General features: G+C 66.8%; 14 protein-coding genes. 10 read left to right on the plus strand and 4 right to left on the minus strand.

What is annotated here, in order from left to right; genetic code table 11:
* Window positions 1-28 precede the first annotated feature (28 nt).
* Complete coding sequence (locus tag A9973_RS26635) at window positions 29-985, plus strand: tripartite tricarboxylate transporter substrate binding protein (protein WP_183016617.1); 957 nt, start codon at window positions 29-31, stop codon at window positions 983-985.
* On the opposite strand, the gene mutY is transcribed toward A9973_RS26635, so the two are convergent.
* Window positions 951-2,045 carry an A/G-specific adenine glycosylase gene (gene mutY, locus A9973_RS26640; RefSeq protein WP_183016618.1) on the minus strand — a complete coding sequence of 365 codons (1,095 nt, stop codon included), beginning with the start codon at window positions 2,043-2,045 and terminating at the stop codon, window positions 951-953. The two genes, A9973_RS26635 and mutY, sit on opposite strands and share 35 nt — an antisense overlap.
* A 172-nt stretch (window positions 2,046-2,217) precedes the next feature.
* Here mutY and A9973_RS26645 point away from each other — a divergent pair, with 172 nt between their 5' ends.
* Window positions 2,218-5,829, plus strand: coding sequence for an indolepyruvate ferredoxin oxidoreductase family protein (locus A9973_RS26645; RefSeq protein WP_183016619.1), 3,612 nt, complete (start codon window positions 2,218-2,220; stop codon window positions 5,827-5,829).
* Window positions 5,830-6,186: 357 nt separating this feature from the next.
* Here the strand turns inward: A9973_RS26645 and glpK are convergent, their stop codons facing one another.
* Window positions 6,187-7,716: a glycerol kinase GlpK gene (glpK, locus tag A9973_RS26650; protein WP_183016620.1), complete on the minus strand. Its 1,530-nt coding sequence runs from the start codon at window positions 7,714-7,716 to the stop codon at window positions 6,187-6,189.
* Window positions 7,703-9,157, minus strand: coding sequence for a DHA2 family efflux MFS transporter permease subunit (locus A9973_RS26655; RefSeq protein ID WP_183016621.1), 1,455 nt, complete (start codon window positions 9,155-9,157; stop codon window positions 7,703-7,705). The genes glpK and A9973_RS26655 overlap by 14 nt, the downstream gene beginning before the upstream one ends.
* 98 nt (window positions 9,158-9,255) lie before the next feature.
* Between A9973_RS26655 and A9973_RS26660 the strand changes: the two genes are divergently transcribed.
* The 4 genes from A9973_RS26660 to A9973_RS26675 all read left to right on the plus strand — a co-directional run bounded on the left by A9973_RS26660 (window position 9,256) and on the right by A9973_RS26675 (window position 11,751).
* Window positions 9,256-9,444 carry a DUF3460 family protein gene (locus A9973_RS26660; RefSeq protein ID WP_183016622.1) on the plus strand — a complete coding sequence of 63 codons (189 nt, stop codon included), beginning with the start codon at window positions 9,256-9,258 and terminating at the stop codon, window positions 9,442-9,444.
* 16 nt (window positions 9,445-9,460) lie between these two features.
* The gene (locus tag A9973_RS26665) at window positions 9,461-10,351 is read left to right on the plus strand and encodes a ScpA family protein (RefSeq protein ID WP_183016623.1); all 891 of its coding nucleotides are present in this window, start codon (window positions 9,461-9,463) and stop codon (window positions 10,349-10,351) included.
* A gap of 36 nt (window positions 10,352-10,387) precedes the next feature.
* On the plus strand, window positions 10,388-11,242 hold the full coding sequence (panC, locus tag A9973_RS26670) for a pantoate--beta-alanine ligase (protein ID WP_183016624.1): 855 nt from the start codon (window positions 10,388-10,390) through the stop codon (window positions 11,240-11,242).
* Window positions 11,243-11,367: 125 nt separating this feature from the next.
* Window positions 11,368-11,751: a response regulator transcription factor gene (locus tag A9973_RS26675; protein ID WP_183016625.1), complete on the plus strand. Its 384-nt coding sequence runs from the start codon at window positions 11,368-11,370 to the stop codon at window positions 11,749-11,751.
* A 250-nt stretch (window positions 11,752-12,001) separates the two neighbouring features.
* Here A9973_RS26675 and A9973_RS26680 read toward each other — a convergent pair whose 3' ends face one another.
* Window positions 12,002-12,766 (minus strand): copper resistance protein NlpE N-terminal domain-containing protein, encoded by a 765-nt coding sequence (locus A9973_RS26680; RefSeq protein WP_183016626.1) that lies wholly within the window; start codon window positions 12,764-12,766, stop codon window positions 12,002-12,004.
* Between the two features lie 193 nt (window positions 12,767-12,959).
* Here A9973_RS26680 and A9973_RS26685 point away from each other — a divergent pair, with 193 nt between their 5' ends.
* The 4 genes from A9973_RS26685 (at window position 12,960) to A9973_RS26700 (ending at window position 16,689) form a co-directional block, all read left to right on the plus strand.
* Window positions 12,960-13,817, plus strand: a complete 858-nt coding sequence (locus tag A9973_RS26685; RefSeq protein WP_183016627.1) for an A24 family peptidase — start codon at window positions 12,960-12,962, stop codon at window positions 13,815-13,817.
* Between the two features lie 10 nt (window positions 13,818-13,827).
* A complete protein-coding gene (coaE, locus tag A9973_RS26690) occupies window positions 13,828-14,454 on the plus strand; it encodes a dephospho-CoA kinase (protein ID WP_183016628.1) in 627 nt (208 codons plus the stop codon).
* A 71-nt stretch (window positions 14,455-14,525) separates the two neighbouring features.
* Window positions 14,526-15,278 (plus strand): cell division protein ZapD, encoded by a 753-nt coding sequence (zapD, locus tag A9973_RS26695; protein ID WP_370539539.1) that lies wholly within the window; start codon window positions 14,526-14,528, stop codon window positions 15,276-15,278.
* Window positions 15,279-15,411: 133 nt separating this feature from the next.
* Complete coding sequence (locus A9973_RS26700; protein ID WP_183016630.1) at window positions 15,412-16,689, plus strand: MdtA/MuxA family multidrug efflux RND transporter periplasmic adaptor subunit; 1,278 nt, start codon at window positions 15,412-15,414, stop codon at window positions 16,687-16,689.
* Window positions 16,690-16,692 lie beyond the last annotated feature (3 nt).

The following is a 16,692-nucleotide window of genomic DNA, read 5'->3' on the forward strand; positions in this document are numbered from 1 at the left end:
CCCTAAAAAAAACCACAAGGAGACAAACATGAAAGCAGCATCGATGCTGGCGGCGCTGGCCGCCGCCGCGATAAGCGTCACGACCACCCCCGCACTGGCGTGGCCCGACAAGGAGGTGACGCTGACGGTGAACTACGGCGCCGGCGGCAACACGGACGTCGCCAGCCGTGAGCTGGCCCGCGCGATGGAGGCGGACCTGGGCCGCGCCGTCGTGGTGTTCAACCGCCCCGGCGCGCTGGGCACCATCGGCCCGGCCTACGTGGCCAAGCAGCAGGCCGACGGCTACAACGTGGGCGTGGTGACGCTGTCGTCCATCGCCATCATGCCGCACCTGATGGCCATCCCCTACGCCGCCCGCGATTTCGATTTCGTGGCCGCTTACGGCCGCTACCGCTACGGGGTCGTGGTGCGCGCGGATTCGCCGTACAAGAGCGTGGCCGATCTGGTCGCGGCCGGCAAGCAAGGCCCCGGCATCTTCTTCGGCGCGCCGTCCGCGCCCAACAACCTGGCCATGTTCGACCTGGGCCGGGTCACGGGCGCGAAGTTCGAGCAGGTGTCGTACAAGTCGGGCAGCGAAACCGTGTCGGCACTGCTGAGCAAACAGGTCGACGCCATCGTCCAGAACCCGTCGGATGTCACGAGCTACATCCAGGCTGGCCGCTTGCGCCTGCTGGCTTCGGCCAGCCCGATCCGCTGGCCGGAATTCCCCGATGTGCCCACGCTGAAGGAAGCCGGCTACGACGTGGAGATCGATTCGTGGCTGGGGCTGGCGGTGCCCAAGGGCACGCCGGATGCCGTGCGCGCCCGTCTGGAGCAATCGGCCAAGACGGCCGTGGCTTCGGATCGCTTGCAGCAGACCTACAAGCAACTGGGCGTGGACCCCGTGTGGATGTCGGGGCAGGACTACGCGAAGATGGTCGGCACGACCTACGAACAGATGGGCCGCGCCATCAAGGCGGCGAACCTGCCGCGCATGACGAACTGAACAGGCTGTCCTGCATGCCGGCGTCCACCAGCCCTTGCAACAGCTTCTTCACGGGCGCCGGCAGGGCCATCGCGCCCAGCTTGTCGGCATGCACCCAACGTTCGGGCAGCGCCGATTCGCGCAGGCTGGCCGCGCGCACGGGCACGAGCCACGGCCGGATGTGCAGGCGGTAGTGCGTGAACGTGTGGGCGAAGGCGGCAAGCTCGAAGCGTTGTTCGGGCTCCAGGCCCAGCGCGCGGGAGGCGGCGTCGGGGTCGCCGGCCACATCGAACTCGGGAAGGCTCCACAGCCCGCCCCAGATGCCGGGTTCCGGCCGCTGCTGTAGCAGGAACGCCCCTTGGTGCTGCAGCACCAACATACAGGTCTCGCGCTCCGGTATCGCTTTGCGTACTTTCGGCGTGGGCAGTTCGGCCTGCCGGCCTTCGCGGCGGGCGACGCAGCTGCCGGCCACCGGGCACTTGTCGCAAGCCGGCTTGCCGCGCGTGCACAGCGTGGCGCCCAAATCCATCTGCCCTTGCGTATAGGCGGCCATGTCCAGGCCGGGGGCGGCCTCGACCTGCGCATCGGCCAGCGCCCATAGCCGCGTCTCGACGTCCCGTTTGGACGGATCGCCGGCGATGCCGAAGTGGCGGGTGAATACGCGCTTGACGTTGCCGTCCAGGATGGGCGAACGTTCGCCATAGGCGAACGCCGCAATCGCTGCCGCCGTGGACCGGCCGATGCCGGGCAGGGTGGCGATGGCTTCTGCGGTGGGCGGAAAGCGGCCGTTCCAATCGCGCACGATCTCCTGCGCGCAGCGGTGCAGGTTGCGGGCGCGGGCGTAGTAGCCCAGGCCGGCCCAGTACGGCATCACGTCTTCCTGCGCGGCGGCGGCCAGCGCGGCCACGTCAGGGAAGCGCTGCAGGAAGCGGTCGTAATAGGGGATCACGGTGGCCACTTGCGTCTGCTGCAGCATGATCTCGGACAGCCAGATCCGATACGGGTCACGCGTGTTTTGCCAGGGCAGGTCATGCCGGCCATGCTGGCGCTGCCAGGCGACGATACGAGGGGCGAATTCCATGCCGCAGATTATCGCATCGCCCTCTTGCCGGGGTCGGGGCGACCGGTTACAACTGATGGACCTAGAGCGCGAAAGCGCCATCACTTCACTTTCACGGCCCTTGTTGGCCCGCGGTCGCGCATGGCGCCGGACGCGAAGCTGGTGGGGGCATCCAGGATCTTGGAGTCGAGACATGAATGCCCCGTTGCCGCCCGCCTTGCGCGCCGCGCTGGAATCCGTCCAGCTGGACGACAAATACACCCTTGAATCCGGCCGGGCGTGGATGAGCGGCATCCACGCCCTGGTCCGCCTGCCCATGATGCAGCGCGTGCGGGATGCGCGGGCAGGGCTGAACACGGCAGGTTTCGTCTCCGGCTATCGCGGCTCGCCGCTGGGCGGCGTGGACCAGAACATGTGGAAGGCGGCCAAGTATCTGAAGGCCCACCACGTCGAGTTCCAGCCGGGCATCAACGAAGACCTGGCCGCAACCGCCGTCTGGGGGTCGCAGCAGGTCAACCTGTTCCCGGGCGCGAAGTACGACGGCGTCTTCGGCATGTGGTACGGCAAGGGGCCGGGCGTGGACCGCTGCGGCGACGTCTTCAAGCACGCCAACGCGGCGGGCACCTCGCGCCACGGCGGCGTGCTGGTGGTGGCGGGCGACGACCATCCGGCCAAGTCCTCGACGCTGCCGCATCAAAGCGACCACATCCTGAAGGCCTGTATGATCCCGGCGCTGTTTCCGGCCAGCGTCCAGGAAGTGCTGGATTTCGGCCTGCACGGCTGGGCCATGAGCCGCTATGCCGGCGTGTGGGTGGGCATGAAGTGCATCACCGACATCGTGGAAGTGTCGGCGTCGGTGGATGTGGACCCGCACCGCGTGCGCATCCAGCTGCCCGAAGACTTCCTGATGCCGGCCGACGGCTTGAACATCCGCGTGCCCGACACACCGCTGCAGCAAGAGGCCCGGCTACTGGACTACAAGCTGTACGCCGCGTTGGCTTACGCCCGCGCCAACAAGCTCAACCGCGAGCTCTGGCACGTTCCCCCGCGCGACGCGCGCTTCGGCATCATGACCTCCGGCAAGGCCTATCTGGACACGCGCCAGGCGCTGTCCGACCTGGGGCTGACCGAAGCCGTCTGCCAGCGCATTGGCCTGCGCCTGTTCAAGGTGGGCATGGTCTGGCCGCTGGAGTCCACCGGCATGCAGCAGTTCGCCGAAGGCCTGGACGAGATTCTGGTCGTCGAGGAAAAGCGCCAGGTGCTGGAATACCAGTTGAAGGAAGAACTGTTCAGCTGGATCGGCAGCGGCAAGAAGATCCCGCGCGTGGCCGGCAAGTTCGACGACAAGGACGGCGGCGAATGGTCCGTGCCGCAAGGCAATTGGCTGCTGCCCGCGGCCTACGAGTTTTCGCCGGCGATGGTCGCGAAAGCGATCGCGGCGCGCCTGCTGCGCTTTGAATTGCCCGAGGACGTGCGCGCCGGCATCCTCGCCCGGCTGGATTTCATCAGCGGCCGCGAACAGGTCCTGGCGCGCCCGCGCATCGTCGAAGAGCGCAAGCCCTGGTTCTGTTCGGGCTGCCCGCACAATACCTCGACCCGTGTGCCGGACGGGTCGCGCGGCATGGCCGGCATCGGCTGCCACTACATGGTGCGGTGGATGGACCGCAACACCGAGGTCTACACGCAGATGGGCGGCGAAGGCGTGCCCTGGGTGGGCCAGGCCCCGTTCACCGAGGAAAAGCACGTGTTCGCCAATCTGGGCGACGGCACCTACTTCCACTCCGGCCTGCTGGCCATCCGCGCGGCGGTGGCGGCCAAGGTGCCGATCACCTACAAGATCCTGTTCAACGACGCCGTCGCCATGACGGGCGGCCAACCCGTCGACGGCCCGATCAGCGTCCCGATGATCAGCCGCCAGATGTCGGCCGAAGGCATCGACAAGATCGTCGTCGTCACGGACGACCCCGACAAGTACAAAGACGTCTCGGACCTTGCGCCCGGCGTGCCGGTGATGCACCGCGACGAGCTGGACGCGGTGATGCGCGACATGCGCGAGCATCCAGGCGTGTCGGTGCTGATTTACGACCAGACCTGCGCCACCGAAAAGCGCCGGCGCCGCAAGCGCAACGCCTATCCCGACCCGGCGCGCCGCGTCGTCATCAACGAACGCGTCTGCGAAGGCTGCGGCGACTGTTCGCAGAAGTCCCATTGCCTGTCGGTCGAGCCGCTGGAAACCGAATTCGGCCGCAAGCGCACGATCAACCAGTCCAGCTGCAACAAGGATTTCTCCTGTCTGAAGGGCTTCTGCCCCAGCTTCGTGACGGTGGAGGGCGGCAGGCTGAGAAAGCCCAAGGCGCTGTCGCAAGAAGGCGTCATCGACGAAGGCGTGCCTGCGCCGCGCGCGGCTGTGCTGGACCAGCCGTACGGCGTCTTCATCGCCGGCGTCGGCGGCACGGGCGTGGTCACCATCGGCCAATTACTGGGCATGGCGGCGCATCTGGAAGGCAAGGGCTGTTCGGTGCTGGACATGGCCGGCCTGGCGCAAAAGGGCGGCGCCGTGTATTCGCACGTGGTGCTGGCGCAGTCGCCCGACCACCTGATGAATACGCGCGTCGCCATGGGCGAGGCCGACCTGCTGCTGGCGGGCGACCTGGTGGTGGCCACCAGCGCGGACAGCATGGCGCGCCTGCGCCCGGGACGCACCCGCGCGCTACTGAACCGCGACAACGCGCCGACCGCCGCCTTCGTCTCCAACCCCGACTGGACGCTGCCCAGCGCCAACCTGACCGCCGACCTGCAAGCCGCCTGCGGCAAGGAGAACCTGCACATGGTGGACGCGGCCGCGATGGCGGTCGTGCTGCTGGGCGACGCGATCTACGCCAATCCCCTGATGATGGGCTACGCCTACCAGAAGGGCTGGATCCCGCTGTCGCAAGAGGCGCTGCTGCGGGCGATCGAGCTGAACGGCCAGCAAGTCCCCGCCAACCAGGCCGCTTTCGCCTGGGGCCGCCGCGCCGCGCACGACATGGCCGACGTGGCGCGCGTGCTGGCCAACGGCGGCATGCCGATCGCGCCGCCCGAAGACATCATCGAGATCAAGCGCCCGCGCGCCGCCGCTCCGGTCACCGAACTGAAGAAACCCGCCGGCGAACTGGCGCAGACGGTGGCGGTGCGCAAAGCGTTCCTGACGCAATACCAGAACGCGGCCTACGCGAAGCAGTACACGGACCTGGTGGACAAGGTGGCCCGCGCGGAACAGGAAGCCACCGGCACGAGCCGCCTGGCGATGGCCGTGGCGCGCAACTATTTCAAGCTGATGGCGTACAAGGACGAGTACGAAGTGGCGCGCCTGTATTCGGACGGCGAGTTCGTGAAGAAGGTCGGCGCGCAGTTCGAAGGCGACTGGAAGCTGCGCTTCCACCTGGCCCCGCCGCTGTTCGCCCGCCGCGACAAGCAGGGCCATCTGATCAAGCGCAGCTACGGTCCCGGCATGCTGAAAGTGTTTGCCGTGCTGGCGAAGATGCGGCGGTTGCGGGGGACGCGGTTGGATGTGTTCGGCTATACGGCGGAAAGGCGCGCGGAGCGCGAACTGATCCGAGAGTACCGGGAGACGTTGTCCGCGATTCTGTCGAAATTGAATCGCGGGAATTTGGAGAAGGCGGTGATGTTAGCGGGGTTGCCGGAGGAGATCAGGGGGTACGGACATGTTAAAGAGGCGGCGATGGAGCGGGCGGCGGTGAAGCGGGAGGCGTTGTTGCGGGAGTTTAGTGCGAGGGTCGTGGCGATTGGGGTGCGGGCGGCTTGAGGGTTGTTGGCGTGGTTGTCAGAGGAAAGACGTCGCCGGATCTCATCACCGGCCTCCCTTTTAGACGGGTGGCGCGCGCACAGGTCTGGCCGAGCAAGCAGCTATCTGCCGCGCGCCGCCCGTCGCTCCACCTCCCCCAAATGACTGCGGGACCATTCGCAAACGATTCGTCACCCACGCGCAAGCGACGATCGCTCCGACGCATCAACGACGCGTAAGCCGATCGCGCGCCGCCCGCGCGGCCGCATTCGGCGGGCCCCGCAAATCTCGTCAGTAAGTTGCGTGCCACCCACCCGACCCCGGTGACGGGCGTCCCACAAAGCTCCAAAGCGCGACCAACGAAGAGCTGCAACCTACCTACTTGGCAGAAGCCCCAGCCGCCCACCCTTTAGACAATTCCACCGCCTGCCTCCACCTCCCCATTCGAGCCTCCCGCACCGATTCCGGCCATCCCGGCTCGAACGTTCGTTCCGCCTGCCACTTCGAAGCAAACTCATCCAGCCCGGACCAGAATCCCACTGCCAGTCCGGCCAATCCCGCCGCTCCCAATGCCGTCGACTCCGACACTCTAGGCCGCACGACCGGTACGCCCAGCAGGTCAGCCTGCATCTGCATCAGCAGGTCGTTGCGGGCGGCGCCGCCGTCTACGCGGAGTTCAGTCAGCGCGATGCCGCTGTCGCCGTTCATGCAAGTCAGGAGTTCGGCGCTTTGCAGCGCGATCGATTCCAGCGTCGCGCGGGCGATGTGGGCGCGGGTGGTGCCGCGGGTCAGACCGACCAGCGTGCCGCGGGCGTAGGGGTCCCAGTGCGGCGCGCCCAGGCCGGCGAAGGCCGGCACCATGAAGACGTCGTCCGTGTCCGACACGCTGGCCGCCAGCGACTCGACTTCTTCCGAGCGCTGGATCAGCCCCAAGCCGTCGCGCAGCCATTGCACCGCCGCGCCGGCCACGAACACGCCGCCTTCCAGCATGTATGTGGGTGTCCAGCTGTCGTTGCCGGCCCGGGGCAGGCCCCAGCCCACCGTCGACAGCAGATGGTTCTTCGACTGCACGGGCTTGTCGCCCACGTTCATCAGCATGAAGCAGCCGGTGCCGTAGGTGTTCTTCGCCATGCCCGGCGTGAAGCAGGCCTGGCCGAAAGTGGCGGCCTGCTGGTCGCCGGCCACGCCCGCGATCGGGATGGAACCGCCCAGCCACTCCGGCAGCGCGTTACCCACGACCGCGCTGCTGGGCGCGATTTGCGGCAGCACGCTGCGGGGGATCTTCAGCAGCGCCAGGATCTCGTCGTTCCAGTCTTGCGTGTGCAGGTCGAACAGCATCGTGCGCGACGCGTTGCTGGGGTCGGTGCTGTGCACGGCACCGCCGGTCAGTTGCCAGATAAGCCAGGTGTCGATGGTGCCGAACGCCAGCTCGCCGCGGTCGGCCATCTGGCGCGCGCCCGGCACGTGGTCCAGCAGCCAGGCCAGCTTGGTGCCCGAGAAATAGGCGTCCAGCACCAGGCCGGTCCGCGATTGCAGGAACTCGGCATGGCCGTCGCGGCGCAACTGGTCGCACATCGGCGCGGTGCGCCGGTCTTGCCAGACGATCGCGCGGGCCAGCGGGCGGCCGGTGGCGCGTTCCCAGATCAGCGTGGTCTCGCGCTGGTTGGTGATGCCGATGGCGGCCACGTCGGCCGCGGTCGCGGCGGCGTTGCGCAGCGCTTCGCGCGCCACGTCCAACTGGGTGTGCCAGATCTCGGAGGCGTCGTGCTCGACCCAGCCCGGACGGGGATAATGCTGGCGGAATTCACGCTGGCCAACGCCGCGCACCACGCCCTCTCGGTCGAATACGATGGCCCGGGAGCTGGTCGTGCCCTGGTCCAGGGCTAGGACAAATTCATTCGTCGTCACTTTGTTTGGCGCCGTTCAGGTGTGCCCCGGCCTGCGGCTCAAGGCGTCTAAAGGAGAAGGTCGAGGCCATGCACATCAGGCCGATGACGATGAAGCCGGCGACGACATCGCTGACCGCAAGCGTCTCGGCGCCGCGCAAGGACATGCTGACATTCAGCGTGACTGCGGCCACTCCCACGCCCAGACTGATGCCCAACTGCTGCGCCATCGCGGCGAAACTGCTGGCGCGGCTCATCTTGGCCGGGGGGATATCTGCGTAGGTTAGCGTATTTACCCCGGTGAACTGCAACGACCGGAAGAAGCCGCCGACCAGCAGGATGGCGATCATCAGCCAGACCGGCGTGGCTGGGGTGAAGGTGGCGCAGACCATGATGAACACGCCGGTCAGCAGCGCGTTCACGGTCAGCACGCGGCGGAAGCCGAAGTGCCGGACGATGGGCGTGGCCACGAACTTCATCAGCAGCGCGCCCGCGGCGCTGGCGAACGTGATCAGGCCGGCCGAAAACGGCGACAGGCCGAAACCCACCTGCAGCAGCATGGCCAGCAGGAACGGCGTCGCGCCCACGGCGAACCGGCACAGGTTGCCGCCTAAGGTGGAAATGGCGAACGTGGGGATGCGCATCAGCGACAGGTCGATGATGGGGTGTTCGACGCGCCGGGCGTGCCAGGCGTACAGCAGGCCGCAGGCGGCGCCCACGGCGATCATGCCCAGCAGCATCGGCAGCGGCATGACGTCGCGGCCGATGGCCTCGAAGCCGCTGACCAGCGCGGCCAGGCAGACGGCGCTGAGCAGAAAGCCCAGCCAGTCCAGGCGCGGCGCCGTCTCTTCCTTGATTTCGGCCACATAGCGCAGCACCAGCGCGATCCCGAGGATGCCGATCGGGATGTTGATCAGGAAAATCCAGTGCCAGGACATGTAGGTGACCATGAAGCCGCCCAGCGGCGGGCCGATCACCGGCCCCAGCAGCGCGGGGATGGACAGGAAGGACATGGCCTTCAGCAAGTCCTGCTTGGGCACGGTGCGCAGCAGAATGATCCGGCCCACCGGCACCATCATCGCGCCCGCCATCCCCTGGATGATCCGGGCGACGACCAACTGGGGCAGGTCCTGCGAGAGTGCGCAGGCGACGGAACTGAGGGTGAACAGGCCGATGGCGGCCACGAACACCCGCCGGGCGCCGTAGCGGTCGGCCGCCCAGCCGCTGACGGGCACGAAGACGGCCACGGACAACAGGTAGGACGTGATGGCCACGTTCAGCCGTACGGGCGTGGATCCCAGGGCGCGGGCCATGGCCGGCAGGGCGGTGGCCACGACGGTGGCGTCCAGCATCTGCATGAACAGGGCACAGCCCACGATGAAGGGGATCATGCGCGCCGCCCGCAGCGCGTCCGGGGTGGAGGGCGGAGCGGGGTTGGCTGCTGCTGCGGATTCTGCTGACATGGCGGGAGGGGGCGTTGGGTGCCTGACGATTGTAACGCCGGGGGTTCGCCCGGCGTGAAGTAAACTCCGGGGATCCGAAACCCACTGAAATTGGTGTCATGGCGACCAACTACGAATCCGAGATCACCCTTTTCCTGAAAGACTTCAAGCAGTCGCACCCTGGCACCGAAGAACGCCAGCGCGAAGGCCGCTCGCGTCTTTGGGATAAACCGCAGGACTCGGAACTGCTGGAAGGCTTCCGCGCGGCCCGCGTGCCGCAAAAACCCTACGTGTATTCGGCAGACTGATCCCGTTGCGGCAGACATGTCCCAAAACCCTTCCGTCCCGGGCGAGGCACTGGCCAAGCTAGTGGCGCCTTCCGTGGACAGCACGCCCGATACCGTCGATAGCGTCGCGTTCGCGCGCCTGTACGGCGAGCCGCTGTTCCAGATGCCGACGGACCTGTACATTCCGCCGGACGCGCTGGAAGTGTTCCTGGAGGCGTTTGAAGGGCCGCTGGACCTGCTGCTGTACCTGATCCGCAAGCAGAACTTCAATGTGCTGGACATCCCGATGGCGGATGTCACGCGGCAGTACCTGTCGTATGTGGACCAGATCCGCATCACCAATCTGGAGCTGGCCGCCGAATATCTGTTGATGGCGGCCATGCTGATCGAGATCAAGTCGCGCATGCTGCTGCCGGTCAGGAAGACCGACACCGGCGAAGAGCCCGAAGATCCGCGCGCCGAACTGGTCCGCCGCCTGCTCGAGTACGAACAGATGAAGCTGGCCGCCCAGAAGCTGGACAAGCTGCCGCAGCTGGGCCGCGACTTCGTCAGCAGCCAGGCCGTGGCCGACCTCAGCGTCGAACGCATGATGCCCGAAGTCAGCGTGGACGACCTGCGCCAGGCGTGGGCCGACATCATGAAGCGGGCCAAGCTGAATCAGCATCACCACATCACGCGCGAACAGCTGTCCGTGCGCGATCACATGACGCACATCCTGCGGCGCCTGAACGATGTGCGCTTCATGGAATTCGGCGACCTCTTCATGGAGCGCGTCCGCGAAGGCGCGCCCGCGGCGGTGGTCGTCGTGCATTTCATCGCCATGCTGGAGCTGGCCCGCGAATCCCTGCTGGAGATCACGCAGGCGGAGCCCTATGCTCCCATTTACGTGCGTCTGGCTTACACCAGCGTGGCGGCGGTCGCGGCCTGATCCTGACCGGGCTGCCCCCAACCCCGGAGAGTCCCCTTGAAAGTCGTACATACCATCCAGGAACTGCGCGATCACCTGCGCGGCCAGAATCGCGTGTCGTTCGTGCCCACGATGGGCAACCTGCACGAAGGCCACCTGTCCCTGATGAAGCTGGCGCGCCAGCACGGCGACCCCGTGGTGGCCAGCATCTTCGTGAACCGCCTGCAATTCGGCCCCAATGAAGACTTCGACCAGTATCCGCGCACCTTGGCGGCCGACATCGAAAAGCTGGAGCAGGCGCGCGACGTCTACGTGCTGTTCGCGCCGAACGAGCGCGAGATGTATCCCGAACCGCAGAACTACCGCGTGCAGCCGCCCGACGACCTGGGCGACATCCTGGAAGGCGAGTTCCGGCCCGGCTTCTTCGAGGGCGTCAGCACGGTTGTCCTGAAACTGCTCTCCTGCGTGCAGCCGCGCGTGGCCGTGTTCGGCAAGAAGGACTATCAGCAGCTGATGGTGGTGCGCAACATGTGCCGCCAGTTCCAGTTGCCGGTGGACGTGCTGGCGCACGAGACGGTGCGCGCCGATGACGGCCTGGCGCTGTCGTCGCGCAACCGCTACCTGACCGACGGCGAACGCGCCGAGGCGCCGGCGCTGTATGCCGAACTGCAACGCATCGGCCAGCGGCTGGCCCAGGGCGAGCGCGACGCGCTGGCGCTGGAGCGCGATGCCGCCGACCGCCTTTCCCAGCGCGGCTGGAAGGTGGACTACGTGGCCCTGCGCCGCCAGCAAGACCTGAAGCGCCCCGAGGCCGCCGACCTGGTGGCGGGCGTTCCCGTGGTGGTGCTGGCCGCGGCCAAGCTGGGCGCCACCCGCTTGATCGACAATCTGGAACTGGCCTACAAGGCCTGAGTTTTCCACACAGGCAGGGGCGCGCGGATACGCGCCGCCCCGACCCCTGACAGATTTGCCAGCTTTCGCCGCCTTCGGTGGCCGGGCAGACTTGATGTAATCCTACATTGCAAAAAGAGTCGCCCATGCAAGCTCCCCGTCCCGATCTAGAAGCGGTGCTTTCGGCGCTGACGCCCCGCGAACGGCAGATCGTCGGCTATGTGGCGGCGGGCCGCCCCAACAAGGTCATCGCCATTGACCTGGGCATTTCGCTGCGCACGGCCGAGGCCCATCGCGCCCGCATTTTCGCAAAGCTCGACGCCCGCAATGCCATGCAGTTGGCCTGCCAGCTATGCGCCCACGGGCGCGCGGGGGCGTCGCCCATCCTGAATGCCGCGGCCGCCTACGACGAACCGCTTGCCCGCGCCGGCCCGGCATCGGTGTCCCGCCATGTGCTGCACGCCCCGGCGCCACCGGCGTACGGGCCATGTCCGGACGGAAAGCCGCCTGGGCCGGAGCCTGATTCTTGAGCCTGATACTTGAGCCTGATTCTTGAACCTGATTCTTGAACCTGATTCTTGAACCTGATTCTTGAGCGCGATGTTCTTGATGCGCCTTGATCGCGGCGTCCTGTCACGGAATCCCGCACTGACGCCCTGCCATGGCAAACCGGCCCTGGCGAACGGAGTGTTCGCCAGGGCCGGCAGGGCATTACGTAGGTTTGATGGCTTGAGGCTGGCCTGGACTGACCCAGCAGCAAGCCCTAAACCATCATGGCCATCAGGGGCACTGGAGCGCCGGGGATTTGGCCAGCTCGTCAATCGGATCCAGATCCGGCTGGCGAGTCAGGTTGTAATTCAGGTTGGGCGTCTGGCCGGCGATGGAGCGCACGCGCAGCACGTTGTTGGCGGCCACCAGGAATTCCACCCGGGCATTGCCCTTGCCATCCAGCAGGATGACGCGCGGCGGGCGCTCGTCGGTGGCGTCCCAGCAGCCCTGTTCCGTTACGGCGGGGCCCTTTTTGGGGTCGTCTTCCAGGTACGCCGTGCGGCTGCGCCAGCGGCCGTTGGGCGCCAGGGTCAGCGTCACGCGCTGCGCCGTGCATTGCATGGCGGGCGAAAAGCAGGGCAGGGTGCCCATGTAGGTTTGCGGTTGCGGCACCAGGCTGTGCGCGGCGGCATTGGGCGTTGCCGGCGCAGGCGCGGGGGCCGACGATTGCGCAGACGCGTCGGCGCCTGCCGGCACGGCCTGGCCGTCTTCGGTGGTCTGGCCGGCAGGTATCCCTTGCGAGGCTTGGTTCTGCGGCTTGCGGGCGTCGGGCTTCAGGGCGATCTGCACTTGCGACGGGGCGCGGATGACGCTGCGGTAGCCGGCGCCCGAACCCTGGTATTGGGCGTCGGTCACGGTGCTTTCGACCGGGGGATCGTAATAGCCTTCGGTTTTCTGCTGCGCGCAACCTGCGGCGCCAAGTGCTGTACCGGCCAGCAGCAGCCCCATGACGCTGAGTTTGCGGGATCGGGTAACGATGTCGACGCGGGCGGTCATGGCAGCTTATCCGTGAATTGAGTCTGTCTCCGATTTTACGCACTTATGCGAAGATTCGATACGTTCCCTTAGCCACTCTTGGGTGTTGTCTGCACTTTATGAACAAATTACGACACGGCCGTCGTCGGGCCGTCCGCCTTTCGGTCATTCGCGATGCAAGGGACGCGGGCTATCGCGCGCGTCCGACCGGCGCATGAGCGGCGCCCACCACGCCTTCGGCATCCCGTTGGGCGCGTTCATCGGACTGGCGGCGGTGGCGGGCCTGTTCATCGGCAGCTGGCTGACCGTGCTGACCTACCGGCTGCCGCGCATGATGGAACGCGAATGGCAGGCGCAATGCCTGGACGCCGTGGGCAAGGCGCGGCCGGCCGGCACCGAAGGCTTGCTGCGCCCCGCGTCGCATTGCCCCGCGTGCCACGCGCCCGTGACCGGCTGGCGCCGGCTGCCCGTGCTGGGCTGGCTGCTGCTGCGCGGCCGTTGCGGCGCCTGCGATGCCGCGATCGGGTGGCGCTATCCCGCCATCGAAATCCTGACCTGTGCGCTGTTTGCCGCTTGCGCATGGCGCTACGGCGCGACACCCGTCGCGTTGTTTGCGATGGGCTTGTCGGCCATGCTGGTGGCGTTGGCCTGGATCGACTTCGAATCCACCTTGTTGCCCGATGCATTGACCCAGCCGCTGGTGTGGGCAGGGCTGCTGGTCAATCTGGCCGGCGCGTTCACCACCTTGCCGCTGGCGGTGGTGGGCGCGGTGGCCGGCTACGTTTTCCTGTGGGTTATCTTTCATGTGTTCCGCCTGCTGACCGGGCGCGAAGGCATGGGGTATGGCGACTTCAAGCTGCTGGCGGCGCTGGGTGCGTGGTTCGGCGTCGAATCGCTGCCCATGGTGTTGCTGGCGGCGTCGCTGGTGGGCGTGCTGATCGGCGGCTTGCTTACGATGTCGGGCCGCGCCGGCCGCGGGCAGCCGTTGCCCTTCGGCCCCTATCTGGCCCTGGCCGGCATCGTGATGCTGCTGTTGGGCGGCGAGCAGGGCTTATGGCAGTTCATGCGCTAGGCAAGAAAGGATGGGCATCATGTTCAAGATCGGTCTGACGGGCGGCATCGGTTCGGGAAAATCCCGCGTGGCCGACATGCTCGGCGAATGGGGCGCGACGCTGGTCGACACCGATGAAATCGCGCGCGCGCTGACGGCGCCGGACGGGGCGGCCATGCCCGCCATCGAACACGAATTCGGACCGCAGGCGCTGACGCCGGACGGTGCCTTGAACCGCGAATGGATGCGCGAACGCGCGTTCTCGGATCCGCAGGCGCGGCTGCGGCTGGAGGCCGTGCTGCATCCCGCCATCACGGAAGAAACCCGGCGCCAGGCGGACGCCGCGACCGGGCTGTACCTGGTCTTTGTGGTGCCTCTTCTGGTGGAGTCGCTGCCGCGTTGGCGCACGCGCGTGGATCGTATCTGCGTGGTGGACTGCGACCCCGAAACGCAGGTGGCGCGCGTGCAGTCGCGCAGCGGGCTGACGGAGCCCGCCATCAGGCGTATTATGGCGGCACAGGCTGCGCGGGCAAGCCGGCTCGAGGTTGCGGACGACGTCATCGTGAATGACGGCGCGACATCACCAGAGCAATTGCGCGCGCAGGCGAAGACCCTGCATGACCGCTGGCTGACGCTGGCGACCACAACGGGCCGGTGAGCGGAAAGCTTGGCCGGCACCCCTGAACCCCTCGGCCAACTGGCCGATCACTGATGGGCCTGTCGAAAAGCGTGATTGTTTACGAATATCCCTTCAATGAGCGCATCCGCGCTTACCTGCGATTGGAATACCTGTTCGACAGGTTGTTCTTCTTTGTTCGCGAGGGGGATTCACGCCAGCATCAGGTCGCCGTCACTTCCCTTTTCGATCTGCTCGACGCGTGCGAACGCACCGACGTGAAAGGCGCCGTGCTGCAAGATCTTGAGCGCCAGCGCATGGCGCTGGTGGGCTTGCGCGATCACCCCGGGGTGGCGCAAGACGCGCTGGAAGCGATGCTGCGCGAACTGGAAAAAGTGGCCAGTGCGCTGGCCGCGCCCGGCAAGACCGGCCAGTCGCTACGCGAAAACGAATGGTTGACCAGCCTGCGCGGCCGGTTGTCCGTGCCAGGCAGCGCGACGCAAGTGGACATGCCTTCCTATTTCGCCTGGCAGAACAAGCCCGAGGCTGCCCGCTGCGCGGACTTGCAGGCCTGGGTGTCGCCCTTCCTGCCGTTGTACGACGGCTTGACGCTGGCCCTGCGCCTGCTGCGCGAGTCCGGCCGCAAGACCGATATCGTGGCCGAACAGGGCGCCTACCAGCAGATGCTGGGCGGCAAGCAGTTCCAGTTGCTGCGTGTCTGGCTGGACCCGGATCAGGGCGTGTTTCCCGAGATCAGCGCCAATAAGTACATGATCTGGATACGTTTTTCCACGCAAGACGGCGAATTCAAGCCGCAGCAGGTCGCCCGCGACGTCGCCTTTCAGATGACCCTGTGCAGTTCGTAGGAACCGCGTCCGGCACGTCAGTTTTTGAGACCGATTCTTGTTGCGGCCAGTTTCAACTGTGGCACGCAATAGTAGAAAAGGCGACCGACTAGTAGACAATACGGCTTTCTCCGTCAGTGCCGGAACCGTTTCCATGTCCGATAGTCGTCCTGTTTCCCCGCCTTCCCGCTGGACCCGCCGCCGCATCATCGGATGGGCGGTGCTGTTGCTTGCCGTGGCGGGCATCGCCTGGCTGCTGCTGCGGCCATCGGCCAAACAGGGCGCGGCCGGCGGACCCGGTGGACGGGCGGGCGGCGGGCGGCCCCCCATGGCCGCGATGGCCAATCTGGCCGTGCCGGTGCGCGTGGCCACCGCCGCCACGCAGGATATCGATATCTACTTGAAGTCCCTGGGTACCGTCACGGCCTACAACACGGTTACCGTGCGCAGCCGCGTCAGCGGCGAACTGGTGGACGTGGCGTTCCAGGAAGGCCAGCGCGTGAAGGCGGGCGACCTGCTGGCGCAAGTGGACCCGCGGGCTTTCCAGGTGGCCCTGGACCAGGCACGCGGCACGCAGATGCAGAATCTGGCCCAGCTGGAGAACGCGCGGCGCGACCTGCAGCGTTATCAGGCCCTGTTCAAGCAGGATTCCATTGCCAAGCAGCAGGTCGACACCCAGGCTGCGCTGGTGCGCCAGTACGAGGGCACGGTCAAGAGCGATCAGGCAAACGTGGACAACGCCAAACTGCAACTGGACTACGCCCGCATCACGGCGCCCATCAGCGGCCGGCTGGGGCTGCGCCAGGTCGACCGCGGCAACCTGGTGTCCAGCGCCGACGCCAGCGGACTGGTGGTGATCACCCAGACCCAGCCGATTTCGGTCGTGTTCACGCTGCCCGAGACCCAGTTGCCCGAAGTGCGCGGCGAAATTGCCGCCGGCAAGACGCTGGCGGTCGACGCCTATGACCGCGCCGATACCCGCCGCATCGCCACCGGCGTGCTGGAGACGCTGGACAACCAGATCGACGTCACCACCGGCACCCTGAAGCTGAAAGCCAAATTCGACAACGCGGACGACGCGCTGTTTCCGAACCAGTTCGTCAACGTGCGCCTGCATGTGCTGACGCGCAAGGACGTGACCGCCATCCCCACTGCCGCGATCCAGCAAGGGTCGGCCGGCGCGTTCGTGTTCCTGGTGCAGCCGGACAACACCGTCCTGGTGCGCCAGGTGAAGCTGGGCGCCATCAACAACGGCATGGTGGCCGTGAACGAAGGCCTGCAGCCCGGCGACCGTGTCGTCACCGAGGGCACCGACCGCTTGCGCGCCGGCGCCAAGGTGGAAGTGGTGGGCGGCGCGGAAGTGATTCCCGCCACCCGCGACAAGACGCTTGGGGCGGGGGCGCCTGCCGGCACCACGCCCGCGTCGAAATAAGCC

This window comes from Achromobacter sp. UMC46, assembly GCF_014170335.1.
Taxonomy (GTDB): Bacteria; Pseudomonadota; Gammaproteobacteria; order Burkholderiales; family Burkholderiaceae_B; genus Achromobacter.

Excerpts from the sequence above, each read along its gene's own strand:
- A9973_RS26635 (WP_183016617.1), top strand. The coding sequence starts at position 29 with ATGAAAGCAGCATCGATGCTGGCGGCGCTGGCCGCCGCCGCGATAAGC.
- mutY (WP_183016618.1), bottom strand. The coding sequence starts at position 2,045 with ATGGAATTCGCCCCTCGTATCGTCGCCTGGCAGCGCCAGCATGGCCGG.
- A9973_RS26645 (WP_183016619.1), top strand. The coding sequence starts at position 2,218 with ATGAATGCCCCGTTGCCGCCCGCCTTGCGCGCCGCGCTGGAATCCGTC.
- A9973_RS26655 (WP_183016621.1), bottom strand. The coding sequence starts at position 9,157 with ATGTCAGCAGAATCCGCAGCAGCAGCCAACCCCGCTCCGCCCTCCACC.
- A9973_RS26660 (WP_183016622.1), top strand. The coding sequence starts at position 9,256 with ATGGCGACCAACTACGAATCCGAGATCACCCTTTTCCTGAAAGACTTC.
- A9973_RS26665 (WP_183016623.1), top strand. The coding sequence starts at position 9,461 with ATGTCCCAAAACCCTTCCGTCCCGGGCGAGGCACTGGCCAAGCTAGTG.
- A9973_RS26675 (WP_183016625.1), top strand. The coding sequence starts at position 11,368 with ATGCAAGCTCCCCGTCCCGATCTAGAAGCGGTGCTTTCGGCGCTGACG.
- A9973_RS26680 (WP_183016626.1), bottom strand. The coding sequence starts at position 12,766 with ATGACCGCCCGCGTCGACATCGTTACCCGATCCCGCAAACTCAGCGTC.
- A9973_RS26685 (WP_183016627.1), top strand. The coding sequence starts at position 12,960 with ATGAGCGGCGCCCACCACGCCTTCGGCATCCCGTTGGGCGCGTTCATC.
- coaE (WP_183016628.1), top strand. The coding sequence starts at position 13,828 with ATGGGCATCATGTTCAAGATCGGTCTGACGGGCGGCATCGGTTCGGGA.
- A9973_RS26700 (WP_183016630.1), top strand. The coding sequence starts at position 15,412 with ATGTCCGATAGTCGTCCTGTTTCCCCGCCTTCCCGCTGGACCCGCCGC.